This is a genomic window from Marinobacter sp. PE14, assembly GCF_053566155.1.
The window spans coordinates 546066-570716 of sequence record NZ_JBQXNY010000002.1 but is presented as its reverse complement, the minus strand read 5'-3'; the positions used below and the strand labels follow the sequence as shown (position 1 = coordinate 570716).

Annotated in this window: 20 protein-coding genes; 1 reads left to right on the top strand and 19 read right to left on the bottom strand. The window is 56.2% G+C overall.

Going from position 1 to position 24651, the window contains the following annotated elements:
- Positions 1–39: 39 nt before the first annotated feature.
- The 18 genes from ACWJ62_RS08485 to ACWJ62_RS08400 form a co-directional block, all read right to left on the bottom strand.
- Positions 40–1743, bottom strand: a complete 1704-nt coding sequence (locus ACWJ62_RS08485) for a S8 family serine peptidase (protein WP_449285785.1) — start codon at positions 1741–1743, stop codon at positions 40–42.
- 16 nt (positions 1744–1759) lie between these two features.
- Complete coding sequence (locus ACWJ62_RS08480; protein ID WP_449285784.1) at positions 1760–2671, bottom strand: hypothetical protein; 912 nt, start codon at positions 2669–2671, stop codon at positions 1760–1762.
- 570 nt (positions 2672–3241) lie between these two features.
- A complete protein-coding gene (gene glmS / locus ACWJ62_RS08475; RefSeq protein ID WP_449285783.1) occupies positions 3242–5074 on the bottom strand; it encodes a glutamine--fructose-6-phosphate transaminase (isomerizing) in 1833 nt (610 codons plus the stop codon).
- A gap of 30 nt (positions 5075–5104) precedes the next feature.
- On the bottom strand, positions 5105–6469 hold the full coding sequence (gene glmU, locus ACWJ62_RS08470) for a bifunctional UDP-N-acetylglucosamine diphosphorylase/glucosamine-1-phosphate N-acetyltransferase GlmU (protein ID WP_449285782.1): 1365 nt from the start codon (positions 6467–6469) through the stop codon (positions 5105–5107).
- A gap of 147 nt (positions 6470–6616) precedes the next feature.
- Positions 6617–7039 (bottom strand): F0F1 ATP synthase subunit epsilon, encoded by a 423-nt coding sequence (locus ACWJ62_RS08465; RefSeq protein ID WP_449285781.1) that lies wholly within the window; start codon positions 7037–7039, stop codon positions 6617–6619.
- Between the two features lie 47 nt (positions 7040–7086).
- The gene (gene atpD / locus ACWJ62_RS08460; protein ID WP_449285780.1) at positions 7087–8481 is read right to left on the bottom strand and encodes a F0F1 ATP synthase subunit beta; all 1395 of its coding nucleotides are present in this window, start codon (positions 8479–8481) and stop codon (positions 7087–7089) included.
- 55 nt (positions 8482–8536) lie between these two features.
- Positions 8537–9397 carry a F0F1 ATP synthase subunit gamma gene (atpG, locus tag ACWJ62_RS08455; RefSeq protein ID WP_449285779.1) on the bottom strand — a complete coding sequence of 287 codons (861 nt, stop codon included), beginning with the start codon at positions 9395–9397 and terminating at the stop codon, positions 8537–8539.
- 75 nt (positions 9398–9472) lie between these two features.
- Positions 9473–11017, bottom strand: a complete 1545-nt coding sequence (gene atpA, locus ACWJ62_RS08450) for a F0F1 ATP synthase subunit alpha (RefSeq protein ID WP_449285778.1) — start codon at positions 11015–11017, stop codon at positions 9473–9475.
- Between the two features lie 28 nt (positions 11018–11045).
- Positions 11046–11582, bottom strand: coding sequence for a F0F1 ATP synthase subunit delta (locus ACWJ62_RS08445; protein WP_449285777.1), 537 nt, complete (start codon positions 11580–11582; stop codon positions 11046–11048).
- A 15-nt stretch (positions 11583–11597) separates the two neighbouring features.
- Complete coding sequence (locus tag ACWJ62_RS08440) at positions 11598–12068, bottom strand: F0F1 ATP synthase subunit B (RefSeq protein WP_449285776.1); 471 nt, start codon at positions 12066–12068, stop codon at positions 11598–11600.
- 69 nt (positions 12069–12137) lie between these two features.
- The gene (gene atpE / locus ACWJ62_RS08435; RefSeq protein WP_012138088.1) at positions 12138–12395 is read right to left on the bottom strand and encodes a F0F1 ATP synthase subunit C; all 258 of its coding nucleotides are present in this window, start codon (positions 12393–12395) and stop codon (positions 12138–12140) included.
- Positions 12396–12470: 75 nt separating this feature from the next.
- Positions 12471–13343 carry a F0F1 ATP synthase subunit A gene (gene atpB / locus ACWJ62_RS08430; RefSeq protein ID WP_008172580.1) on the bottom strand — a complete coding sequence of 291 codons (873 nt, stop codon included), beginning with the start codon at positions 13341–13343 and terminating at the stop codon, positions 12471–12473.
- A gap of 19 nt (positions 13344–13362) precedes the next feature.
- Positions 13363–13761, bottom strand: a complete 399-nt coding sequence (locus tag ACWJ62_RS08425; protein WP_008172578.1) for a F0F1 ATP synthase subunit I — start codon at positions 13759–13761, stop codon at positions 13363–13365.
- A 272-nt stretch (positions 13762–14033) separates the two neighbouring features.
- A complete protein-coding gene (locus ACWJ62_RS08420) occupies positions 14034–14909 on the bottom strand; it encodes a ParB/RepB/Spo0J family partition protein (protein ID WP_449286162.1) in 876 nt (291 codons plus the stop codon).
- A 60-nt stretch (positions 14910–14969) separates the two neighbouring features.
- Positions 14970–15764 (bottom strand): ParA family protein, encoded by a 795-nt coding sequence (locus ACWJ62_RS08415; RefSeq protein ID WP_008172572.1) that lies wholly within the window; start codon positions 15762–15764, stop codon positions 14970–14972.
- A 50-nt stretch (positions 15765–15814) separates the two neighbouring features.
- A complete protein-coding gene (gene rsmG, locus ACWJ62_RS08410) occupies positions 15815–16459 on the bottom strand; it encodes a 16S rRNA (guanine(527)-N(7))-methyltransferase RsmG (RefSeq protein ID WP_449285775.1) in 645 nt (214 codons plus the stop codon).
- Between the two features lie 9 nt (positions 16460–16468).
- Positions 16469–18355, bottom strand: coding sequence for a tRNA uridine-5-carboxymethylaminomethyl(34) synthesis enzyme MnmG (gene mnmG / locus ACWJ62_RS08405; protein ID WP_449285774.1), 1887 nt, complete (start codon positions 18353–18355; stop codon positions 16469–16471).
- Positions 18356–18695: 340 nt separating this feature from the next.
- On the bottom strand, positions 18696–19994 hold the full coding sequence (locus ACWJ62_RS08400; RefSeq protein ID WP_449285773.1) for an MFS transporter: 1299 nt from the start codon (positions 19992–19994) through the stop codon (positions 18696–18698).
- Positions 19995–20225: 231 nt separating this feature from the next.
- Here ACWJ62_RS08400 and ACWJ62_RS08395 point away from each other — a divergent pair, with 231 nt between their 5' ends.
- Positions 20226–21491 carry an EAL domain-containing protein gene (locus ACWJ62_RS08395; RefSeq protein ID WP_449285772.1) on the top strand — a complete coding sequence of 422 codons (1266 nt, stop codon included), beginning with the start codon at positions 20226–20228 and terminating at the stop codon, positions 21489–21491.
- Positions 21492–21503: 12 nt separating this feature from the next.
- Here the strand turns inward: ACWJ62_RS08395 and ACWJ62_RS08390 are convergent, their stop codons facing one another.
- Positions 21504–24650: an efflux RND transporter permease subunit gene (locus ACWJ62_RS08390; protein WP_449285771.1), complete on the bottom strand. Its 3147-nt coding sequence runs from the start codon at positions 24648–24650 to the stop codon at positions 21504–21506.
- Position 24651: the final 1 nt, after the last annotated feature.

Here is a 24651-nt window from a genome sequence, read left to right as displayed (position 1 = left end):
TGAGAAGACTAAGTGGGGCGCCGAAACGCCCCATGTGGATCAGGTGCAGATTGCTGGCAGCGAAATATCAGCAGGATCGAAAGCCTTCACGTTGTCTTTTACTGAGCAGTTGGAACCCGTCGCTATATTGCAGTTAGCAACCCCAATCTGACGATCGCTAGCCGTTGCCGCATCGATATCAGCCTGAGTGATGATTAGCTTGTCGGCGCCAGTCGTGCTGTTGATGATCATTGCGGTTGAGTCTTTCGGATTCAGTGGCTCACCCGCAGCCACGCTGAATACCGCGATTGAGTCTTTGGCTCCCTGACTTTCGAGAAAACGGCCATCGGCCTGATAAAGCTCACACGCGCCCGAGGTACCGGTTTGCGCCTGAAGGTATGCTGTAGCGGTCGGATGAGTCAGCGCTTCCTGGTATCGCTCACGCTCACCAGTCAGTGCGGATTGAGCCGTTACCGCCTCACGCGGCACGCCCGCACCATCCATGAACAACATCGAATCGAGGATTCCAGAACCAATTCCAGTTACCTCATCGTTCAGTGGCTTCCCGGATTGAGCAATGATTGCATCAACTTCTGCTGGGGTGAGGTTCGGGCGCTCGGATAAAGCTGCTGCAATTACACCAGTGACCAATGGAGAGGCGAAAGAGGTTCCATAGACAAAACTGATTCCTCCATCTTCCGTGAAAACATCCATTTGTGAGCCTTGGGCTGAGACGGATACCGCATCACCAAAATTCGAGTAACCAGCGAGGTCGCCTTCCGCCTTCGTGGCTGCCACAGTAATGACACCCTCACAATTTGCAGGAGCGTAATAAGCGGTGTCGGCAGTGTCATTGCCTGCGGCAACAACGACAATGATGCTCCGGGCCCGAGCGTAATCAATAGCGTCCTGCATGTAGGTCGGGCAACTGGTTGGGGCGCTTAGCGACATATTGACAATGTCTACGGGCGCGCTGATATCTCTCAGCCCATTAACACTGGCCCCCGCAAACCATCGTACGTGATCCGCAGCATCGCTGAGAAAGCCACTTCCGTAGCAGCCAAGCGAATTGCCCGCGACTAGCTCGACGTTGCGAGTTGCACCTGCAATGCCCAGCCCGTTATTGGAATTTGCCGCAGCAATCTGGGCAACCTGATGTCCGTGAGTGCTTGGATTATCGGTTTGGCTTGCACAATCAATCTCAGGATCGCTGTTATAGAACTGATCTGACGGAGATCCCAAGGTAAGGCTGGAACCTTCGCTAAAAGTAACTTCAGGAGACTGAATGAAACCACCATCAGCAATCCCGATTCTAATTTTGTTGGTGAAACGGACGCGGCCATGCGCTTCACTTAAACGCGTATTGTAGGTTTCTCCGGCGCGAAAATAGCGCTGATTGGCGTATTGTGGGTCGCTGTATTCTACCGGATCACCACCATTTAGAACTGCCTGGATAGCTGTGCTTACGGGTTCGCTGGTTGGAATGGGGTTGAACGAAACTGTATCCCGTTCAACTAGAAGCACAGAGGGATCCTGCAGAAGCTGCGCTTCCCGGGCATCGGCCTCGTCAGCCGGGACAGTTATTTTCTCGTAGCCGATTTCTCCATTCACGAACTCACGTTTTACGATCAAGCGGATCTCTCCGTGAACCTCCTGAATACTCAGAGCCACCGGCTCAGCCAGCGTCTTCGTCGCTGCGAGTGAGTCAGCACTAAATAATGCCGCAAGCGCGGATACTGCAAAGTGTGTCTTGAGGATTTTCATGTTGATCTCCCGCGGCTTATTGGCTGGCATAGTGAAAAACAGCGTTCAAGAAGTCATAGCTGTTGCTGAATGTGAAGTTGCCGTTTGAGTCGAAAGTGCCGAAATTGGCGTTCATGAATCGACTGAAGCGATCAGCTTGCTCGACATAAGCTAGAGGGTTGGTAGCCTCAAGATCTTCGGGAAGCGCGATTCCCATTGCTGTGAGCGTGTCGGTCACATTATCGATAGCGGATTCACCAGCGTTTCCGATATCACTCAGCGCGCCCGAGGCTGCGGAAAGACGTTGTTTCAGGTCTGTTTCGGGGATATCCCCAGACTCGTAATTAGTCAGGGCCTGATTGAGCAGGGCAATTTCATTTTCAAGGGAAGTTGCAAAGTCGTTTATGTCAGACTCCGCCGCTTGGCTTGTTGTTACCTTTTCCGACTCACTGATACTGCCTGACAGGTACTCAAGCTCCAGCACAATATTCATCAAACGAAGATCGTCTGCCGCCAACGTTCCTGGTGATGTGATTTCAGTCAGAGTCTCAGCTTGATCCACGATTTCCCTGGCGCTCGTGTTCTCTGCATCGACAACGATGGTGTAAGTCAGGCTAGCGCTCGTTTTGAGTGTGAACCGTTCGGTATCCGAATTCGCCAAATCACCCACGGTGATGGTGAGGATATTCTCCTTGGTGCTGACGGAGATATTCGGACTGTCGAAGCCAGAAATGGCGGTGATTGAAGCTTCATCAATCTCACCATTGAGCTGGCGGGTCTCGATGGTGTTTTCAGATATGCTCACCTTAACGGTCTGCTGCTTGGCGGCAGTTGAAGAGGTGCTTCCGCCTCCGCCTCCGCAGCCAGTAAGCAGGACGCCTGTAAAAGCACAGACAGTAAGTGTTTTTAAGGGCTTCCTTGCGAATAACCCGGGTTCGGAGTAATTCATGGCATTGCCTCTCCATTAAGGGGATTTGTTGATTCCTGCGCGTTTACCCGGCCGCTATTCGCTTCCCTGGTTGGCGCCTGCACTGTCATATAGGAAGCTCATGATACTTTATTTAAAGGGAGCAAATGTCATAACACTGTGAAATAACAGGGGAAAAGGATCGGCCTCCTAGACCAGAGGTCTGAAAGCGTTAACTAGTTGGGGGGAGTGCGAGGGACCAGTTTCGGACCTATTCCTTCCGATTTGGGTCGTTACAGTGATACTGAAAGGTCTTTCCAGTGGGTGGTGGTCCGGAAAGTGTCTTCTATTGGGAGGGGGAAGCTTTTTGGGAATACCGATGACGACAAAGATTCATTGCAGCAGGAGAAACGCGACAAGCCCTGCATCAAATGAGATGCGCGAGTCGATATGCCCCATTGCCTTTCGATTCAATTTCCAGCCGCCTGTCGTGTGTCTAGTCGGCCATTCCCCAGGACTCAGGAGGGGAATAGCCTGACTTTTTCACATCAAGAACCCTGACTGACTTTATTATGGCCTCAAAGCAACTGAGGCCCGCCCGCCAGGCCTCGCTTACTCCACCGTCACACTCTTGGCCAAGTTCCGCGGCTGGTCCACATCGGTGCCCTTGAGCACCGCCACATGATAGGACAAAAGCTGCAGTGGCACGGTGTAGACGATCGGAGCCGTAATCGGATGCACGGACGGAATCTGCATCACGTGAATGCCGTCTTCCGCTTTCACATCGGCCTTTTTGTCGGCGAAGACGAACAGCTCGCCACCACGAGCCCGGACCTCTTCCAGGTTGGATTTGAGCTTCTCAACGAGCTCATTGTTGGGCGCGACAGTGACCACCGGCATTTCGCTGTCGACCAGGGCCAGGGGACCGTGCTTGAGCTCACCGGCCGGATAGGCTTCGGCGTGAATGTAGGAGATTTCCTTGAGCTTCAGGGCTCCTTCAAGGGCGACCGGGAACTGGGAACCGCGGCCCAGAAACAGGCTGTGGTTCTTGTCCATGAACGCCTTGGACATCTCGGCAATCTCGCCATCCAGGGCCAGCACATCGCTGACCTGGCCAGGCACGAGATGGAGGGCCTCGACGATTTCAGCTTCCTGCTCCTCGGGCAGCCCATTGTGACGGGCGAGGGCCAGGGTGAAGATCAGCAATGCCGTGAGCTGGGTGGTGAAGGCCTTGGTTGAAGCCACGCCGATTTCCGGTCCGGCCTGGGTCATGATCACCAGGTCGGACTCCCGAACCAGGGAACTACCCGGCACGTTGCAGATGGCCATCGCCGCCCGGAAACCGGCTTTCTTGGCCTGACGCAGGGCTGCCAGGGTATCGGCAGTTTCGCCGGACTGGGAAATGCACAGGAACAGGGTGTCCTGCTGGATCACGTGTTTGCGATAGCGGAATTCGGAAGCAACTTCCACCGAGCAGGCGACGCCGGCCAGCTCCTCAATCCAGTAACGCGCGACCATACCGGCATGGTAACTGGTGCCGCAGGCAATGATCTGGACATGGCGAACGTTCTCGAGGAGATGGGCAGCCTCGGTACCGAGAGCCTGTTCCAGCACCCGGGTTTTGGTAACCCGGCCTTCCATGGTGGCCTTGATCACCTTCGGCTGCTCGTAGATTTCCTTGAGCATGAAGTGACGGTATTCGCCCTTGTCGGCGGAATCCGCGCCGTGTTCGAAACGGGTTACTTCCCGCTCCACTGCCTGACCTGCACGATCCAGGATGGTGATGCCATCCTTCTTAATGTCGGCAATGTCGCCTTCTTCCAGAAACATGAAGCGATCGGTGACCGGCAGCAGGGCCAGCTGATCCGAGGCGATGAAGTTCTCACCGATACCCACGCCGATAACCAGGGGGCTGCCCTCGCGACAAACCACCATATGGTTGGGTTCATCGGCGTGAACAACGGCCAGTGCATAGGCACCACGAAGACGGGCAATGGCGGCCCGCACCGAATCGTGAAGGTTACCCAGGACGCGGTAGTTCTTCTCAATCAGGTGGGCAACGACTTCGGTATCAGTCTGTGAGGTGAACTCGAAACCGTCAGCCCGGAGCTCTTCACGGAGCTCCTGATAGTTCTCGATAATACCGTTATGGACGATGGCCAGTCGCTCGCCCGACATGTGCGGATGGGCGTTGATCTGGGAGGGCTCGCCATGGGTTGCCCAGCGGGTATGAGCGATGCCCAAGTGGCCCGCGAGCGGGTTTGCTTTCATTGCATCCCCGAGTGCGGCAACTTTACCCACTTCCCGCGCACGCTGGACGCTGTGATCGCCACCGATCACAGCCATGCCAGCGGAGTCATACCCCCGGTATTCCAGACGGCGCAGACCCTCAAGAAGGATACCCTGAACGTCCCTTTCCGAAACCGCGCCTACAATTCCACACATGCTACTCTACCTGTCTGTTGATCGTTTCTATCAGTGTTTCTTCGGCTTTTCCCAACCGGCAATATTACGCTGTCGGCCCCGGGCGACTGCAAGCTCGTGATCGGCAACGTCGCGGGTAATGGTCGAACCGGCGCCAATGGTGGCATCCGCCGCAACCGTGACCGGGGCGACCAATGAACAATTGGAACCCACGAAAACACCATCTCCAAGAACGGTCTGATACTTGTTTGCACCATCGTAATTGCAGGTAATGGTTCCAGCCCCCACGTTCACTCGCGCGCCCAGAGTGGCATCACCAACGTAACTAAGGTGGTTGATCTTGCTACCCTCGCCGACTGTGGCTTTTTTGAGTTCAACAAAGTTCCCAACTTTTGTATTGGCACCTAAGTGATTGCCGGGCCGGAAACGCGCGTATGGACCAATCTGCCCATTCTCTCCAATTTTCGAACTCTCGATCACACTGTAGGCCTTGATCTCCGTTCCGTCACCCACTTCTGCATCCTTAAAAATGCAGCCCGGCCCTATTCGGACATTGTTACCAATTTTCACGTCGCCCTCGAAAACCACGTTGATATCGATGAAAACATCGGTACCAACCTGCAAACGACCACGCACATCCACCCGCTCCGGATCGGCGAGCGTAGCGCCGGCGAGCATCAACCGTTCGGCCTGGTGACGTTGAAACCAGCGTTCTAGTTCAGCGAGTTGGACTCGGTTATTGACGCCCTGGACTTCGAACAAGTCTTGAGGTTGGTTCACGACAACATCAACCTCATCACCCGCCGCCAGGGAGATGATGTCCGTTAGGTAGTACTCGCCCTGTGCATTGTCGTTTGATAGTTGGGGTACCCAGGCTTTGAGGTGGGAAGCCATGATCCCCATAATGCCTGTGTTCACCTCCCGGATACCCGTCTGCTCGGTACTAGCGTCCTTTTGCTCGACGATCGATGTGACTCTGCCACGATCATCTCGCACGATTCGTCCGTATCCTGTGGGGTCGTCCATCGTGACAGTCAAAAGGCCGAGACTGTCCGGCGCGACGTGACTCACCAGGGTCGCTAGAGTTGGCTCCTGAATCAGCGGAACGTCACCGTAGAGAACAAGAACCCTTGCATCATCAGGAAGGTAATCCAAAACCTGGGCAACCGCATGCCCGGTTCCAAGACGCTCTGTCTGTTCAACCCAATGGATGCCATCATCCTCAATGAGCTCTTGCACCTGGATCGCACCGTGACCAATAACAGTGTGAATCTTCTCGGCACCCAACTGATGCGCCGTGTTGATCACGTGCTGCAACATCGGTCTTCCGGCAAGGCTATGCAATACCTTAGGCATCGCCGAGTTCATACGAGAACCCTGGCCAGCGGCCAGAATAACAACGTGTAGCGGACTCATGAGGGGTCAGGCTCCCTGTAGTTTGATCTCTATCGTCAGTAAACAAAAAAACCGCACCCCTCGTGGCCGGAGGCACAACGCTTAGCGTTGGTCTTCCAGCCGCTCAGGATGCGGCTTCGGTGTTCGGCAAACCCGAAACGGAAATGCTTAGCGCATTTTGTTACGCAGCTGCTGGATGGTACGAAGCTGGGCAACAGCTTCGGCCAACTCTGCAGCGGCACGGGAATACTCGAATTCACCAGTCTGGTTGGCAAGTGCTTTCTCGGCTTCTTTCTGAGCGTCGAGCGCGGCTGCTTCGTCCACATCCTTTGCACGAACCGCGGTATCCGCCAACAAAGTTACCAGATTGGGCTGGACCTCCAGATACCCGCCGGACACGTAAAGAATTTCTTCTTCACCACCCTGCTTGATGATCCGAATAGGACCAGGTTTCAGCTGAGTCAGCAGCGGAGCGTGACCCGGGGCAATACCCAGGTCACCTTCAGAGCCTGCTGCAACCAGCATTTCTACCAATCCGGAATAGATCTTTGTTTCGGCACTTACCACATCACAATGCACGGTCATACCCATGTCAGTTGCCTCTTTGATCGATCCGGAAACAAATGCAACGGCTCAGATTAGCTCTTTGCCTTGCTCTTCATTTCCTTCGCTTTCTCGACCGCTTCCTCAATAGTACCAACCATGTAGAAAGCCTGCTCAGGCATATCGTCATAGTCACCGTTGAGGATGCCCTTAAAGCTGCTGATGGTCTCCTTCAGGGACACGTACTTACCGGGCGAGCCGGTGAATACTTCAGCAACGTGGAACGGCTGGGACAGAAAACGCTCGATCTTACGGGCGCGGGATACAACGAGCTTGTCATCTTCTGACAGCTCATCCATGCCCAGAATGGCGATGATGTCTTTCAGTTCCTTGTAGCGCTGCAGGTTAGTCTGCACGCCACGGGCCACTTCGTAGTGCTCTTGGCCGATGACCAGCGGATCCAGCTGACGAGAGGTGGAATCCAGCGGATCGATCGCCGGGTAGATACCCTTGGAGGCGATGTCACGGCTCAGTACAACTGTAGCATCCAGGTGCGAGAAGGTGGTTGCTGGCGAAGGGTCAGTCAAGTCATCCGCCGGCACGTAGACCGCCTGGATGGACGTGATGGAACCGTTCTTGGTGGAGGTAATACGCTCCTGCAACTGACCCATCTCTTCGGCCAGAGTCGGCTGGTAGCCTACCGCGGACGGCATACGACCCAGCAGTGCCGATACCTCGGTACCTGCGAGGGTGTAACGGTAGATGTTGTCAACGAACAACAGTACGTCACGGCCTTCGTCACGGAACTTCTCGGCCATGGTGAGACCGGTCAGGGCCACACGCAAACGGTTTCCGGGAGGCTCGTTCATCTGGCCGTAGACCATCGCTACTTTATCAAGGACGTTGGAGTCCTTCATTTCGTAGTAGAAGTCGTTACCTTCACGAGTCCGCTCACCAACACCCGCGAATACGGAGAGACCGGAGTGCTCTTTCGCGATGTTGTTGATCAGTTCCATCATGTTTACGGTCTTGCCTACACCGGCACCACCGAACAGGCCAACCTTACCACCCTTGGCAAACGGGCAGATCAGGTCGATAACCTTGATACCGGTTTCCAGCAGGTCCGCAGACGCTGCCTGATCGGCATAACCCGGTGCCTTGCGATGGATCGCCCAGCGCTCGTCTTCGCCGATTTCGCCCTGCTCGTCGATGGGACGACCCAGAACGTCCATGATACGGCCCAGGGTCTGAGTACCAACAGGTACGGAGATTGCCTTGCCGGTGTTTTCTGCTTTCAGGCCACGCTTCAGGCCTTCAGTGCTGCCCATGGCGATGGTACGAACAATGCCGTCACCCAGCTGCTGCTGGACTTCCAGAGTTGTTTCGCCACCTTCAAGCAGCAGTGCGTCATACACGTTGGGTACGGAGTCACGTGGAAATTCCACGTCGATAACCGCGCCAATGATCTGAACGATTTGTCCGCTACTCATGCTCGGTTCCTCGTTATCTTAGTAGTCAATAAAACCAGTTGGACTGTGGGCGAGATCAGACCGAAGCCGCGCCGCTCACAATCTCCGAAATCTCTTGGGTGATGGCTGCCTGACGCGCCTTGTTATAAGCCAACTGAAGTTCGTCCATAATGTCACCGGCGTTATCAGTTGCGCTCTTCATGGCGATCATCCGGGCTGCCTGTTCACATGCCAGATTTTCTACCACACCCTGGTATACCTGGGATTCAATAAAACGTGGCAGAAGACCATCGAGGATCTGCCTGGCATCGGGCTCGTAGAGATACTCCCACTGGTTCTTGATCTCTTCGTCTTCGCTTTCCGGCAGGGGCAGCAGCTGCTCCACCTTCGGGCTTTGGGTCATGGTGTTCACGAATTCATTGCTCACTACGTAAAGGCGATCAATCTTGCCTTCGGAGAACGAATCCAGCATGACCTTGACGTTGCCGATGAGTTTTTCAGAGCTCGGGCTGTCACCCAGATGGGTCAGCGCCGCGACGACATTACCGCCGTAGCTCCGGAAAAAGGATGCGCCTTTCTGCCCGATAGCGCACAGATCGGTTTCCACCCCTTTTTCCTTCCACGCTCGCATTTCACGGACAAGCGCTTTGAACAGGTTGCTATTCAGACCACCACAGAGGCCACGGTCAGTAGACACCACAATATAACCGACACGCTTAACCTCGCGGTCGACCATGAACGGGTGCTTGTACTGAGCGTTCGCCTTGGCAATGTGCCCGATCACCTGACGCATCTTTTCCGCATACGGGCGAGTTGCCTGCATGCGTTCCTGAGCCTTGCGCATTTTACTCGCAGCCACCATTTCCATGGCGCTGGTGATCTTTTGCGTGCTCTTGATGCTTGAAATCTGGTTACGTATTTCTTTGCCGACGGCCATAACTCACTGCCTTCTCAAGTTAGACACTCATTGCTACGAAAACCGGCCCGCGATAAACATCGCAGGCCCCTTTTCTTACCAGCTCTGAGTGGTCTTGAATTTCTCAAGTGCAGCTTTAAGGCCGGCAGCGATTTCGTCGTTGAAATCACCTTTCTCGTTGATTTTGTCGAGGAGGTCTTTCTGCTCAGAGCGCATCCAGTCAAGCATCTGCGCTTCGAACTTAACAACCTTGTCGACATCAACGTCGTCCAGGAAGCCTTCGTTGGCTGCGAACAGAACCGTGCCCATCTCAGCCACTGACATCGGGCTGTATTGGTTCTGTTTCATGAGTTCCGTAACACGCTGACCGTGCTCAAGCTGCTTTCGGGTTGCTTCGTCAAGGTCGGAAGCAAACTGGGCGAACGCAGCAAGTTCACGATACTGGGCCAGAGCCAGACGGATGTTACCGCCGAGCTTCTTCATGATCTTGGTCTGGGCCGAACCACCTACCCGGGATACGGAGATACCGGCGTTCATCGCCGGACGAATACCGGAGTTGAACAGGTTGGTTTCCAGGAAGATCTGGCCGTCAGTAATGGAGATTACGTTGGTCGGTACGAACGCAGACACGTCACCGGCCTGGGTTTCGATGATCGGCAGAGCGGTCAACGAACCGGTCTTGCCTTTCACTGCACCGTCGGTGAACTTCTCAACGTAGTCAGCGTTAACGCGGGATGCGCGCTCCAGCAGACGAGAGTGCAGGTAGAAAACGTCACCCGGGTAGGCTTCACGGCCCGGCGGACGACGCAGCAGCAGGGAGATCTGGCGGTAAGCCACAGCCTGCTTGGACAGATCATCGTAGATGATCAGGGCGTCTTCACCACGGTCACGGAAATACTCGCCCATGGAAGTGCCGGAGTACGGAGCCAGGAACTGCGTAGCTGCAGGGTCAGCAGCGCCGGCGGCAACCACGATGGTGTGGTCCATGGCGCCGTGCTCTTCCAGCTTGCGCACAACCGCGGCAATGGAAGACTGCTTCTGACCGATAGCAACGTAGATACACTTGATGCCGGTGTTTTTCTGGTTAATGATCGCGTCGATGGCGACAGCGGTCTTACCAATCTGACGGTCACCGATGATAAGCTCACGCTGGCCGCGACCGATCGGCACCATGGTGTCGATGGCTTTCAGACCGGTCTGGACCGGCTCATCAACGGACTGACGTGCGATAACGCCCGGCGCAACCTTCTCGATTGGAGAGGTCAGTTCGGTGCCCAACTCGCCCTTGCCATCAATCGGGTTACCCAGAGAGTCCACGACGCGACCCATCAGTTCCGGGCCAACCGGAACTTCCAGGATACGACCGGTACAACGTACCTTCTGGCCTTCCGCCAGTCCTTCGTAGTCACCCAGAACAACCGCACCTACGGAATCACGCTCCAGGTTCAGAGCCATACCGAAGATGCCGTTGGCAAATTCAATCATCTCGCCGTACATAACGTCGGCAAGACCATGGATTAGCACGATACCGTCAGAAACGGACAGGATCGTACCTTCATTTTTTGCTTCGGAAGAGATGTCGAGCTTCTCGATTCTCTTCTTGATGATGTCACTGATCTCGGATGGATTCAGTTGCTGCATGCCAATATCCTCAAACCTTGTGCTGAAATCAGGAGCCCAGAGCGTCGGCCAGCTTGGTCAGCTTTCCGCGTACAGATGCGTCAATGACCAAATCACCAGTGCGGATAATCGCACCGCCAATCAGAGACTTGTCCAGTGACGCTGCGAGTGACACTTTCCGCTCGAGTTTGGTCGAGAGTGCCTGGGCGAGCTTCTGTTGCTGTTCGTCCGTCAGCTCGAAGGCTGCGGTAACTTCGATATCAACAGTGCGCTCCAGATCAGCCCGGTACGTGTTGAAGAGCGCTGAAATCTCAGGAAGAAGAGTCAGCCGGCGGTTTTCTGCCAGTATGGCAAAGAAGTTACGAACCTGTTCGGTGACGCCCTCTTCGGCGACCTCCAAAATCAGCTCTGCCTTCTTCTGCTCTTCCAGACCCGGATTCGCGAGAAGCTGTCGAATGCTTTTGTTCGCGGTGACCTGTCCGGCAATCGTCAGCACCTGGGACCACTCAGCCATTTGCTCGTGGTCCTGAGCGGCCTTGAATGCTGCTTTTGCGTATGGACGGGCCAGCGTTCTCAGTTCTGCCATGATGAACCTCGTCGTTTAAAGTTCTGCCGCCAGTTTTTCCAACATTTCGTTGTGCTTGGAGGCATCGACAGAGGTTTCCAGGATCTTCTCAGCACCAGCGACGGCAATTGCGGCAATTTCTGCACGCAGAACGTCACGAGCCTGATTTCGTTCCTGTTCAATTTCGGCCTTGGCCTGCTCAATCAGCTTTTCGCCTTCTTTGCGGGCGTCATCTTTGGATGCTTCCACAATTTGGGCGGCACGCTTGTTGGCCTGTTCAATAAGGCCGGCGGCCTGCTGCTTGGCTTCACGCAGTTCCTGAGCTGACTTTTCCTGAGCCAGTTCCAGATCGCGCGCAGCGCGGTCTGAGGCAGCCAGTCCGTCAGCGATCTTCTTTTGACGCTCCTGCAGTGCAGCCATGATTGGCGGCCACACGTATTTCATGCAGAAGACGACAAAGATAAAGAACGCGATGGCTTGACCAATCATCGTCAAATTAATGTTCACGTCTTCACCTCTCGCCTGTTTTGTTAAGAATCATCTGACCGGGGCGAAACCCCGGCTCTGGCGACTCGATTAACCGGCGATCTGGCCGACAAACGGGTTGGCGAAAGTGAAGAACAGAGCGATACCAACACCGATCATGGTTACGGCGTCCAGCAGACCTGCAACGATGAACATTTTAACCTGCAGCATCGGGGTCATTTCCGGCTGACGCGCAGCGCCTTCCAGGAACTTGCCACCGAGGATACCAAAGCCAATCGCAGTACCCAGGGCACCCAGGCCAATCAGCAGTGCAACGGCAATAGCGGTCATTCCAACTACAGTTTCCATGATAACTCCCAGTTTTCAGTTAGGTTTTTCAGTTTAAGGGTTTAGGGTTTAGAACTACGGCTTAATGGTGTCCGATCAGTGACTGTCTTCGTGAGCCATGCTCAGGTACACGATCGTCAACATCATAAAGATGAATGCCTGCAGGGTGATAACCAGAATGTGGAAAATCGCCCAGGGAACAGACAGTGCCCACTGTGCCCAGAAAGGCAGCAGTGCAATCAGGATAAAGATCAGCTCGCCGGCGTACAGGTTACCGAAGAGACGCAGGGCCAGCGAGATCGGCTTGGCGATCAGGCTCACACCTTCCAGCAGGAAGTTGATCGGGACAAGCAAAATCTTCAGGAACAGATTGTCGGAAGAGAAGGGGTGCAGGGTCAGTTCACCGACGAAGCCACCCACGCCCTTCACTTTCAGACTGTAGTAGATGATCAGTGCGAATACCGACAGGGACATGCCCAGGGTAACGTTAACATCCGTGGTCGGAACGACCTTCATGTATTCCAGACCCATCAGATGGAACAGCTGGGGCAGGAAGTCCACTGGCACCAGGTCCATCAGGTTCATCAGGAACACCCAGCAGAAAATGGTCAGCGACAGCGGCGCGATCACCTTGTTCTTGCCGTGGAAGGTTTCCTTGACGCTCTGATCGACAAACTCAACCATCACTTCAACGAAGTTCTGGAGCCCACCAGGCTGGTCCGAGGTAGCACGCTTCGCAGCCAAACGGAAAATAAACAGGAAAAGGGCACCGAGCGCGACCGCCCAGCCCAGTGAATCAATATGCAGTGCCCAGAAGCCCATGTCGGATGCTTCCCTGCCGGTGTGAGCCAGCGTCCAGGTTGCATCTTGAAGTACGGTTCCGTCGGCACGCTCATAGCCTGCCGGAAGTTTACCGTAGGTGAGGTTCTGGAGGTGATGCTGGATATATTCGGATGCACTTCCTGCCATAACGGTTTCCCAGGTCCAGTTAGCTTTGCTGCGTATTGCTGCCCGCCAGAAGCGGTGTCAACCAATTGGTGACCAGCATGATCGCAAATGTTAAAAAAAGTGCCGCTATATCAAGCGGCTGAATCCATTTGAACACCATCGTGAAGAGGATGGCGCACAGGATGAGCTTTCCGGCCTCACCCTGGTAAAAAGACGTCATGATCTTCTTGGCAGACCGCGCGCCGGCGTAGCGGAATGCCTTGAGCGCAAAATAACCATGGGGGATCAGAAAAATAAGTCCACCCAGCAGCGCTGAATAACCGGACACCTCGCCTCGCAAGAGAAACGCCAGGCTGACGAAGACAAGTACCACACTCTCTATAACAAACCATCGTGCGATGGGTGGACGGCCAATACCGCCTGAAGCTGCCTTCGTCATGTTCGTTCCGGAAATACGGTGCTTTTCGGTCGATGTCGTTTAAAAAGTAAGCAAATACACCGACACGAGCGCCGCAGATTATATGTGTTCAATGTGCACGAATCAACAAAACCGGGAACCGGCTGATCGGTCAAAAGCGGCGTAATAACTGGGTTTTGGCAATTTTCGTCACAAATAGACGGCCGTTCAGTTTTTCACCACTACATGTTGTGTACGTAACCAGATACGAACTTTCGTAGGGGGGTCGGAAGACCCACAAAAGCCCAACGATTTTATTTGATGTGGCCCAGAATGCCGTCGAGTTCGTCGAGGGAACTGTACTCGATCACCAGCTTGCCTTTGCCGCGCTGACCGTGATCGATGGACACCCGCGCACCCAGACGCTCAGCCAGATCATCCTGCAGCGCACGAATGTTTGGGTCCACCACTCCCTTTTTCCGGGATTTGCTGTCTGGTGTTTCCTGCTGCACACGGCGGACCAGGGCCTCGGTCTGTCGAACCGAAAGGGATTTGGCCACCACCTGTTTGGCCACCTGCATCTGCAGCTCCGGCGCCAGGGTCAACATCGCCCGGCCATGGCCCATTTCCAGATCGCCATGCTCGAGCATAATACGAACGTCTTCGGACAAACCGATCAGTCGAAGCAGGTTGGTAATGGTAGTGCGGGATTTGCCAACGGCTTCGGCCACCTGGGCCTGGGTCAGGCCAAACTCATCCTGGAGGCGCTGAAGGGCGAAGGCTTCTTCAATGGGATTGAGGTTCTCACGCTGAATGTTCTCGATCAGCGCCATGGCGATGGCCGCTTCATCGGGCACATCACGGATGATGGCCGGAATGCTGTCCAGTCCGGCCATCTGGGTGGCACGCCAGCGGCGCTCACCGGCGATCAGCTCATACCGGCCTTCGGCAATGGGACGAGCCACGACCGGCTGCATCACGCCCTGTTGGCGAATTGAATCGGCCAGTTCCTGCAGGGCGGCAGGGTCCATATCGCGGCGGGGTTGGTAACGGCCACGCTGGATCAGATCAATGGGGACTTCGCGGAGCTCACCGTCGTGGTCTTTCAGCTCCTGGTCAAGATTGACCTTGGAGCCCGCCAGCAGGGCGCCCAATCCACGTTCACCCAATCCTCGTTTCTTCGCCGCCATGGTGTCAGTCATTCTTCCCGTTGAAAATCGTTGTACTTAAGTGAGTGACAGGGCGGTATGTTACACCGCAACCGGCGCGGATGTCTTTTTTGAACCGTGGCGCCGTACCATTTCGCCGGCCAGGGCCAGGTAGGCGATGGCACCCTTGGAGGCACGGTCATATTTCAGAGCCGGAACCCCATAGCTGGGGGCCTCGGCCAGACGGACGTTGCGGGGAATCACTGCACGATACACCTTGTCGCCAAAGTACTCGCTCAGTTGGCCGGACACGTCCAGGGTAAGGCTATTGCGCGGGTCGTACATGGTGCGCAGAATGCCTTCCACCTGCAGATTCGGATTGACCGTTTCCTGGATCTGCTCAACGGTGTTCATCAGCGCGGCCAATCCTTCCAATGCATAGTATTCGCATTGCATAGGGATCAGCACAGAGTCTGCCGCCGAGAGGGCATTCACTGTCAAAAGGCTGAGCGATGGCGGGCAATCAATGAGGATGTAATCGTAGTTGTCACGAACGGTGTTCAACGCCAATCTCAGGCGGTGTTCGCGACCAATCTCGTTCATCAGTTCCACTTCGGCCGCTGTCAGGTCGCCGTTGGCAGGAAGGATATCGAACCCGGAGGCCTCGGCGGGGATAATCACCTCGGCAGCGCTGGCACGTTTGGTCAGCATGTCGTAGCCGGACAGTTCCAGGGCGTTTTTATCCACACCGCTGCCCATGGTTGCGTTGCCCTGGGGATCCATGTCCACCAGCAACACCCGACGCTTGGTGGCGGCCAGGGAGGCAGCAAGGTTGACGCAGGTGGTGGTTTTGCCCACACCGCCTTTCTGATTGGTCACTGCAATCACGCGCGCCATGTCCTGCCTCCTTGTTTATGGGTTAGCGGTTCAGAAATTGGACTGCCAAACTACCGGGAATTCACGGTCCGGGCGATCACCAGCAGATGGCGGTCGCCATCGGCGCCCGGTACGTCCAGGGAGTGGCTGGATGTTACCTGCCAGCCAGCCGGAAGGGCAGACACTTCATCATCCGGAAACTGACCTTTCATGGCAAGGAACTCACCCTCATTTGCCAACAGATTGCCGCACCAGCTCACCAGATTCTCCAGCGCGGTAAAGGCGCGGCTGCTGATCTGGGTAAAAGGTTCCGGAGGATTGCAATCTTCCGCGCGCCCGTGAACAACCTCGACATTATCCAGGCCGAGCTCCAGCACACACTGGTGGAGAAATCGGGTTTTCTTGCCGTTGCTGTCGAGCAGAGTAAAGCGCTTTTCCGGCAGGGCGATCGCCAGGGGAATACCGGGCAGACCGCCGCCGGCTCCTACATCGAGGAGATGATCCGTGGTTACCCACGGCAGAATGCTCAGGCTGTCGAGCAGCTGCCGGGACACCATGACACGCTCATCACGCACAGCCGTGAGGTTGTAAGCCCGGTTCCACTTATTGAGCAGGCCCAGAAAAGCCAGCAGCTTTTCCTGCCGATCGTCTGCCAGCGATAGGCCCATCGTGACCAGCCCGTCCCGGAGCTGGCCCTGCCAGAGTGACTTGGTCATGGGCGCAGGTCAGGCCGACTGTTTGCGCAGCAGATCGCGCTTTTTCAGGTGCACCAGGATCTGGCTTACCGCCGCCGGGGTCACACCCTGGATACGGGAGGCCTGGGCCACGGTTTCCGGTCGCACGGTCTTGAGCTTCTGCTTGATCTCATTGGACAGGCCACCGATCACGTCATAATCCAGATCCACCGGCAGGGCGGTGTTTTCATTTCTGCGCAACCGCTCGATCTCGTCGGTCTGACGTGAGATGTAACCCTCGTACTTGATCTCGATTTCCACCTGGTCTGCGACAACCGGATCCTCGGCCTGCTCGGCACCAATCTCAGCGATGTGGCGGTAGACAATCTCGGGACGACGCATCAGCTCCGCCAGGGACTGATCCCGGGTCATCGGCTGCTTGAGAAACCCGTTCGCCCGTTCGCCGGCCTCGGTGTTCGGATGAATCCGGGTGGCTTCGAGACGGCTGCGTTCGGTGGCGATCGCCTCACGCTTGTCATTGAACTTCTGCCAGCGCTCATCGTTCACCAGGCCCAGCTTGCGTCCCGTTTCGGTCAGGCGCAGATCGGCATTGTCCTCGCGCAGGATCAGGCGATACTCGGCGCGGCTGGTAAACATGCGGTAGGGCTCGGAAGTGCCCATGGTGATCAGGTCATCCACCAGAACACCCAGGTAGGCCTCGTCCCGGCGCGGGTACCACTCGTCTTTTTCCTGGGACCGCAGGGCAGCGTTGATCCCGGCCAGCAATCCCTGGGCGCCCGCTTCTTCATAGCCGGTGGTGCCGTTGATCTGGCCGGCGAAGTACAGGCCCTGGATGAATTTGGTTTCCAGGGTATGGCGCAGGTCCTGCGGATTCAGGTAATCGTATTCGATGGCGTAACCCGGCCGGGTGATATGGGCATTTTCAAAACCGGGAATCGACCGCACCGCCGCCAGTTGGATATCGAACGGCAGGCTCGTGGAAATCCCGTTCGGGTAGAGCTCGTTGGTGGTCAGCCCTTCGGGCTCCACGAAAATCTGATGGGAATCCTTATCGGCAAACCGGTTTACCTTGTCCTCGATCGAGGGGCAGTAGCGGGGGCCCACCCCCTCAATGCTGCCGGCAAACATCGGCGAACGGTCGAACCCGCTGCGGATAATTTCGTGTGTCTGTTCGGTGGTCCGGGTCACGTAGCAGCACACCTGTTCCGGGTGCTGGCTACGGCTGCCGATGAAAGACATCACCGGCGTGGGGTCATCACCCCATTGCTCCTGCATCACCGAGAAATCCACAGACCGGGCATCAATCCGCGGGGGCGTACCGGTTTTCAGACGACCAACGTTGAACGGCAGTTCCCGCAGGCGTTTGGCCAGGGCATTGGCCGGAGCATCACCGGCACGGCCACCGGCATGGTGTTGCATGCCGATGTGGATAACGCCGCCGAGAAAGGTACCGGTGGTGAGTACCACGGTCTTGGCGTTGAAGCGGATGCCAGTCTGGGTGACGACACCGGTGACCTGGTCGTTTTCCACAATCAGATCGTCCGCCGCCTGCTGAAACAGCGTCAAGTTCGGCTGGCTCTCCAGGGTATGACGGATGGCGGCCTTGTAGAGAACGCGATCAGCCTGGGCACGGGTGGCACGGACTGCCGGGCCTTTGCGGCTGTTCAGTACCCGGAACTGAATACCGGCCTTGTCGGTTGCCTCGGCCATGGCACCGCCAAGCGCATCGATTTCTTTCACCAGATGGCTTTTGCCAATACCGCCGATGGCCGGGTTACAGGACATCTGGCCCAGGGTCTCAATGTTGTGGGTCAGCAGCAGGGTCTGAGAACCCATGCGTGCAGCCGCCAGCGCGGCCTCGGTACCGGCATGGCCACCACCAATGACAATGACATCGAAACGGGTCGGAAAATCCACAGCTCACCTCGGAAATCGGGGGATAAAATAGGGCGGCGAGTATAACGCCTCACCCGGGAAATTGCAGTCAGGATGTGCAAATTTTAACCAGAGACGAACCACGTTGAAAGCAGCAGCGGCCAGGTAAGGACTCAAAAGGGGACTTTTCCGGGCGTCCATTGGATAGTGGAAAACCGAAATCTACGGCTTTTCATAGGCTTGGATCACTCTTCTCAGAAAAGTTTTCAAGAAAGTTATCCACATGCAAGACTACTTATTAATCACCCTAAAAAAACAACTAACTTATTGTTTTATATAATTTCTTAGAAATTAATCCAGAGGCTTTCCGTAGGTTGTCCAACTAATTATCCACAGAACTCCCGGCTGTTTTACGTCGAAGTCGCCAGACCACCAGCAACACCACTCCGTTCAGGAGCGAGAGCAGCAGGAAAAACCCCGGAATGCTGACCTCCAACACACCAAGCACCACAATTCCGGCCAGGGCACTCACCACCATGAACAACGCGTTAATGACATTCAGCGCAGCAATGATACGTGCACGCTTGGTCCGTGGCGTTTCGTGCTGAATAAAGGCGTACAGAGGCACGATGAAAAGACCACCGCAGATTCCGATACCGACCAGATCCATCAACACCCGCAGGTAGACAGGATCGGTTACCAGGGTCCACCAGGTGGAGGCCACGGGGTCATCCGGCACAGCAAAATACAGGTCGATCCCGAATAGACTCAGCCCCAGGGCACCCCAGGGCACGGGCGACAGGGTAATCCGGTGTTTGGTAAGTCGCTCACACATCATGGAGCCAATGGAAATGCCGATCGTGAACATGGCCAACAACAGGGTCACCACGGTTTCGTCGCCCAGAAGGTTGGTGCGGGCAAAATTGGGAAACTGGGTCAGATAGGCTGCTCCGAGAAACCAGAACCAGGAGATGGTCAGCACTGCCAGCAACACCTGCCGGCGCTCGGCCGCCAGAGCCATCAGTCTCCAGGTTTCGAGCACCGGGCGAAAACGGACATGAACACCGGAACCATCGGATTCGGTCGCCGGAACCTGACGCGCCGCCAGATAGCCGAGTACCGCCATGACAAAAACGGCCACCGCCGTCAGCCGGGCGGCCGTCTCAAAACCCATCAAAAGCCCCGCGGCAATGGTGCCCAGAAGAATCGCCACAAACGTGCCCATACCAACAAGGCCATTGCCGCCCACCAACTCATCGTCCGCCAACACCTGGGGCAGGATCGCGTATTTCACCGGGCCGAAGAACGTGGACTGGGTACCCATCAGGAACAGCAGAACCAGCAACAACTCGTACCAGCCGAACCACAGCCCGAGTGCGGCAATGGCCATGATCACAATTTCCGCCAGCTTCACATTCCGGATGATCCGGGATTTCTCATAGCGATCCGCCATCTCGCCGGCAATACCGGAGAACAGGAAAAACGGCAGTATGAAGAGGAAAGCCGCAAGGTTAACCACCACATTCACCGAAAGCCCCATCAAACTGCCGGCACTGTAGGTAATCAGCAGCAACAGCGCGTTCTTGAACAGATTGTCGTTGAAGGCGCCGGAGAACTGGGTCAGATAGAACGGCAGGAACCGGCGTTGGCCAAGCAAACGGAACTGACTTTTTGATGGCATCAGGAAATCCTGTTTTGGTGCATTGCCAACGTTCCCGCGCATAATCTGCCCGGATCCGGTGCAAGAGTGCGGAAACCGGCGGCAAAGCTCAATTATTTGACGGGGTTAAGCAAAGCTAAATGCTTGATTTTTGACTGTCTGGTACGGAATTCGCTTAATCTCCCTGTTCAGACACTCTTTTATCATCAGGCCAGGATGGCCAGACCATTGGCAGTATAAAGGTTCCTGACCATGAGCAGCGTAGTCCGACTTCCACGGCGCATCTATCGCGGAGCCGAAATAACCCGGGCTCCCAAGATCATTGACGACTATGATTTCAGTTCTGTTTACCAGCCGATCCTGAGCCCGACCCATCGAAAACTGGTTGGCTACGAGGCATTGGTCCGTGTCAGAAAGAACAATGAGAGCATCTCTCCGTTTACGCTTTTCGAACAGGCCGAAAAAAACAACCAGACGCCGGAGCTGGACCGGCACCTGTTGCAGCTTCACCTGGATAATTTTGCGGCCAGCTCCCAGGCCGTATGGCTGTTTCTGAACATCAATCCCGGCACCTGCATCCACCCGGAAGCCTCCCTGGAAAAGCTTGCTCTGCAATGCCAGCGTAGCGGAATCGATCCCGAGAAAGTGGTTCTGGAGCTGGTGGAAACGGCATCCGACAACCCGGCCGCACTTCTGGAATTTATCCTCAAGGCCAAAGCACATGGCTTTCAGATCGCTATCGACGATTTCGGTATGGGCGATTCCAATTTCGAGCGCCTTTGGCGCATCAATCCGCTCATTGTGAAACTCGACCGAAGCCTCTTGGTAAACGCCGAGAACAACAGTCGCGCCCGGATGCTGCTGGAAAGTCTGGTAAAGATGATCCGCGAAAGCGGCAGTCTCGTGCTTCTGGAAGGGATCGAGAACCACACCCAGGCTCACATTGCCCTGCAAACGGAGGCAGATCTTCTGCAGGGCTTCCTGTTCGCAAGGCCGTCCAACCTGAAACAACACGAGCCGGAACTGACCGAACAGGCGTTGAAACGCATCATTGCCGATTCCAGCGAGTCGTCAGCCCAGGACATACGGGATCAGGAAAGTTATTTCCGCCTTCTGCGTTTCGAAATTCTCGAAGCCTGCCATTCCCTGAGCCGGGAGCTGCCGTTCAACAACGCCTGCAACAAGCTGTTGGAAGTGGATGGCGTGAAACGCTGCTTCCTGCTCAATCCACAGGGCATCCAGCAAGGCAACCTTGCCCGCGCCAATCCGGACATTCATCGCGGAAAGTTCAATCCGCTGTACCATTCCGCCGGCGCTCAATGGACCCACCGGGAGTACTTCCGGAATGCCCTGGAGAGGCCCCAGCACATCAGCAGCTGTCGGCCCTATGTCGGTCTGCCGGACGCAAAACGTACCGTCACCCTGTCAACAATGCTGCCGGGGCAACAGGTTTTCTGTGTCGACATCCACCCGGATGAAATGTTCGGCGGCCAGCTGGAATTCCCGGCCACCCTGTAATCATCCGGTCGGTCAGAAATCGTCGGCGCGTTTCTGTGGAGCGGCGGCCATTCCTGTGCCACCAGCCTGTCCGGACGCCTGGCGTTCCAGTTCTTTTTCCACCGCATTGGAAGATTTGGCAAACCGTGCCAGCAGGTTGTAGAGCACCGGGATGATGAACAGGGTCAGCGTGGTGGCGAAGATCAGCCCACCCAGAATAACCATACCAATCGCCGCCCGACTCTCGGCGCCGGCACCGGTGGCAATGACCAGGGGCACGGCACCGAAAATCGTCGATATGGTGGTCATCAGTACCGGACGGAAACGCAGGCAGGCGCCCTCGAGAATCGCCTCCCGCACCTCGTAACCCTTGTCCCGGAGCTGATTGGCGAACTCGACGATCAATATCCCGTTCTTGGCCATCAACCCCAGCAACATGATGATACCGATCTGACTGTATATGTTCAGACTGATACCCGTCCACCAGAGCGCCAGCAGCGCTCCGGTTACCGCCAGCGGCACCGATAACATGATAATCAACGGATGTATCCAGCTTTCAAACTGGGCTGCCAACACCAGGAACACGATGACGAAAGCCAGCGCAAAGGTAATGTAGATTGCCGCCGAGGATTCCTGGAATTCCCGGCTCAGGCCCTTGTAGCTGACGCGGGCTTCCGGCGGCAGGTTATCCACAGCCAGGTTGTTCAGGTAGGTCAATGCCGAACCCAGGTCGTAGCCATCCGCCAGCGAAGCACTGATCACCACGGCGGGCAGCCGGTCGATGCGGCGGAGGTCCGGGTTGGCGCCGATTTCCTGCACGGAAACCAGTGCCTGCAAAGGAATCAGGTTACCGCCCTCCCGAGGCCGCAGGAAAATCTGGCCCAGGTCTTCGGGCGTCGCCCGGTTGGCGGCTTCCGCCTGGATAATCACGTCGTATTCCCGACCACGATCAATGTAAGTCGTTACCTGGCGCGAGGCCAGCATAGTCTGAAGAGTGAGGCCCACGTCCTCTACCGTGATATCCAGATCCGCGGCCCGCTCCCGGTCGATATTCACCCGCAGTTCCGGTCGGGTCAGTTCAAAGTCGGTATCCAGGTTCTGGAGATTCGGGTTTTCCTTGGCCCGCTCAACGATCTCCTGACTCCAGGCCTGCACTGATTCGTAGTCCGGACCAGCCACCACAAACTCCACGGCCTGACTGAATCCCCGCTGGCCGAGACCCGGCGGGTTCACGGCCACGGTTCGGATCCCGGACACATCGGCCAACTTTTCGCGGATTTCGCTGGTCACTTCCTGCTGCTTGATATCCCGCTCTTCCCAGGGCACCAGGCCCATGATCATGAACGCATTATCCTCTTCATCACGGAACCCGACGATGGCGAGCAGGCGGTTGGCAATGCCCTCATCCAGGTATGGCAACAGGGATTGCTCCACCTGGCGAACGTAATGATCGGTGTACTCCACCGTCGAGCCCCTGGGCGCACTGGTAGGCATGATGATCACGGCACGGTCTTCGGTGGGCGCCAGCTCCTGAGGCAATTTCGGATACACCACGGCGGCAATGACCAGTCCGACAAGACCGAGGCCCAGTAACAATCCCGGCTGCCTCAGGGAAAACTGCAACAGCCTTCGGTAACCGTTGGTCAGGCCATTCAAGACCTTTTCGCTCGCGGCCCAGAGACGATGCCCTTCTGCCGATTCCGGGCTGTGCCGGAGCCACTTGGAACACAGCATCGGTGCCAGGGTCAGGGCAACGAGGCTCGAAAACACCACCGCGGCGGCCAGGGTAAAGCCGAATTCGGCAAACAGCCGGCCAATGTTGCCGCCCATGAACGAGATAGGGACGAACACCGCTACAAGGGTCAGGGTGGTCGCTATCACGGCAAAGGCAACCTGCTTCGCGCCCCGGTAGGCGGCAAGCAACGGCGGCTCGCCCTCATCAATCCGGCGCTGGATGTTTTCCAGCATTACGATGGCATCATCCACCACCAGGCCGATGGCGAGGATCACCGCCAGCAGGGTCAGTACGTTGATGGAAAAACCCAGGAAGCCCAGACCAATAAAGGCGCCAATCACCGCGACCGGAATGGTCACCGCAGGAATCAGGGTAGCCCGCCAGGAACGCAGGAACAGGAAGATAACCAGAATAACCAGGGACACAGCGATGGCGAGCGTGGTGACGACTTCCTTTATGGAAGCCCGGATGAAGATGGATTCGTCGTAGCTTTCCGCGATGGTCACTTCCGGTGGCAGGGTCTCGCGAATTTTCTCCAATTCGGCGCGGACGGCATCGGAAACCGCCACGGTGTTGGCCTTGGACTGGCGGATAATACCCATGCCAATGGCGGTCTGGCCGTTGGCGCGCAGGCGGCTGACATCCGACTCCACCCCCATCTGAACATTGGCCACCTCACCGAGACGCAGCAAATCGTTGCCATCGCGACGAATCACCAGTTCCCGGAACTGCTCGACGTTAGACAATCGGCCTTCCGCACGAACCGTGAAATTACGAGTGGAGGAATCCACCGATCCTGCTGGCAACTCTACGTTGTTCGAGCGCAACGCCCGCTCAACTTCCGCCACGGTGATATCCCGGGCCGCAAGCCGTTCCCGATCCAGCCAGACCCGGATGGCATAGCGCCGTTCTCCACCGATACGGACGTCGGCAACACCATCGAGTACCGACAACCTGTCCGCCAGGACCCGGTCGGCAAAGTCACTCAACTCGGCACTGTCCCAGACATCACTGCGAAGGGTGACCCACATCATCGGCCGTGCATCGGAATCCGCCTTACGCACCACCGGTGGATCGGCTTCGTCCGGCAGCTGGTTGGCCACCCGTGACACCGCATCACGGACATCATTGGCGGCAATATCCACATCCCGGGCCGTAGTAAATTCAATACTGGTTCGGGATTCGCCCTGCTCGGTGGAGGATTCGATAGAACGAATGCCCTCGATGCCACTGATGGCACCCTCGATCACCTGGGTAATCTGGGTATCCACCACCTCGGCTGCTGCGCCGGTATAATCGGTGGAAATGGAGACGACCGGTGGGTCAATATCCGGGTATTCTCGCACTGGCAGGCCCATCAGGGCTGCCAGCCCGAACACCACGATCAGAAGACTGAGAACCGTTGCAAATACCGGCCGCTTGATGGAAACGTCAGAGAGGACCACC

What these genes read in the sequence shown, in the direction of transcription:
- ACWJ62_RS08485 (WP_449285785.1), bottom strand. Translation starts at nt 1,743, where the DNA reads ATGAAAATCCTCAAGACACACTTTGCAGTATCCGCGCTTGCGGCATTA.
- ACWJ62_RS08480 (WP_449285784.1), bottom strand. Translation starts at nt 2,671, where the DNA reads ATGAATTACTCCGAACCCGGGTTATTCGCAAGGAAGCCCTTAAAAACA.
- glmS (WP_449285783.1), bottom strand. Translation starts at nt 5,074, where the DNA reads ATGTGTGGAATTGTAGGCGCGGTTTCGGAAAGGGACGTTCAGGGTATC.
- glmU (WP_449285782.1), bottom strand. Translation starts at nt 6,469, where the DNA reads ATGAGTCCGCTACACGTTGTTATTCTGGCCGCTGGCCAGGGTTCTCGT.
- ACWJ62_RS08465 (WP_449285781.1), bottom strand. Translation starts at nt 7,039, where the DNA reads ATGGGTATGACCGTGCATTGTGATGTGGTAAGTGCCGAAACAAAGATC.
- atpD (WP_449285780.1), bottom strand. Translation starts at nt 8,481, where the DNA reads ATGAGTAGCGGACAAATCGTTCAGATCATTGGCGCGGTTATCGACGTG.
- atpG (WP_449285779.1), bottom strand. Translation starts at nt 9,397, where the DNA reads ATGGCCGTCGGCAAAGAAATACGTAACCAGATTTCAAGCATCAAGAGC.
- atpA (WP_449285778.1), bottom strand. Translation starts at nt 11,017, where the DNA reads ATGCAGCAACTGAATCCATCCGAGATCAGTGACATCATCAAGAAGAGA.
- ACWJ62_RS08445 (WP_449285777.1), bottom strand. Translation starts at nt 11,582, where the DNA reads ATGGCAGAACTGAGAACGCTGGCCCGTCCATACGCAAAAGCAGCATTC.
- atpE (WP_012138088.1), bottom strand. Translation starts at nt 12,395, where the DNA reads ATGGAAACTGTAGTTGGAATGACCGCTATTGCCGTTGCACTGCTGATT.
- atpB (WP_008172580.1), bottom strand. Translation starts at nt 13,343, where the DNA reads ATGGCAGGAAGTGCATCCGAATATATCCAGCATCACCTCCAGAACCTC.
- ACWJ62_RS08425 (WP_008172578.1), bottom strand. Translation starts at nt 13,761, where the DNA reads ATGACGAAGGCAGCTTCAGGCGGTATTGGCCGTCCACCCATCGCACGA.
- ACWJ62_RS08420 (WP_449286162.1), bottom strand. Translation starts at nt 14,909, where the DNA reads ATGGCGGCGAAGAAACGAGGATTGGGTGAACGTGGATTGGGCGCCCTG.
- ACWJ62_RS08415 (WP_008172572.1), bottom strand. Translation starts at nt 15,764, where the DNA reads ATGGCGCGCGTGATTGCAGTGACCAATCAGAAAGGCGGTGTGGGCAAA.
- rsmG (WP_449285775.1), bottom strand. Translation starts at nt 16,459, where the DNA reads ATGACCAAGTCACTCTGGCAGGGCCAGCTCCGGGACGGGCTGGTCACG.
- ACWJ62_RS08400 (WP_449285773.1), bottom strand. Translation starts at nt 19,994, where the DNA reads ATGCCATCAAAAAGTCAGTTCCGTTTGCTTGGCCAACGCCGGTTCCTG.
- ACWJ62_RS08395 (WP_449285772.1), top strand. Translation starts at nt 20,226, where the DNA reads ATGAGCAGCGTAGTCCGACTTCCACGGCGCATCTATCGCGGAGCCGAA.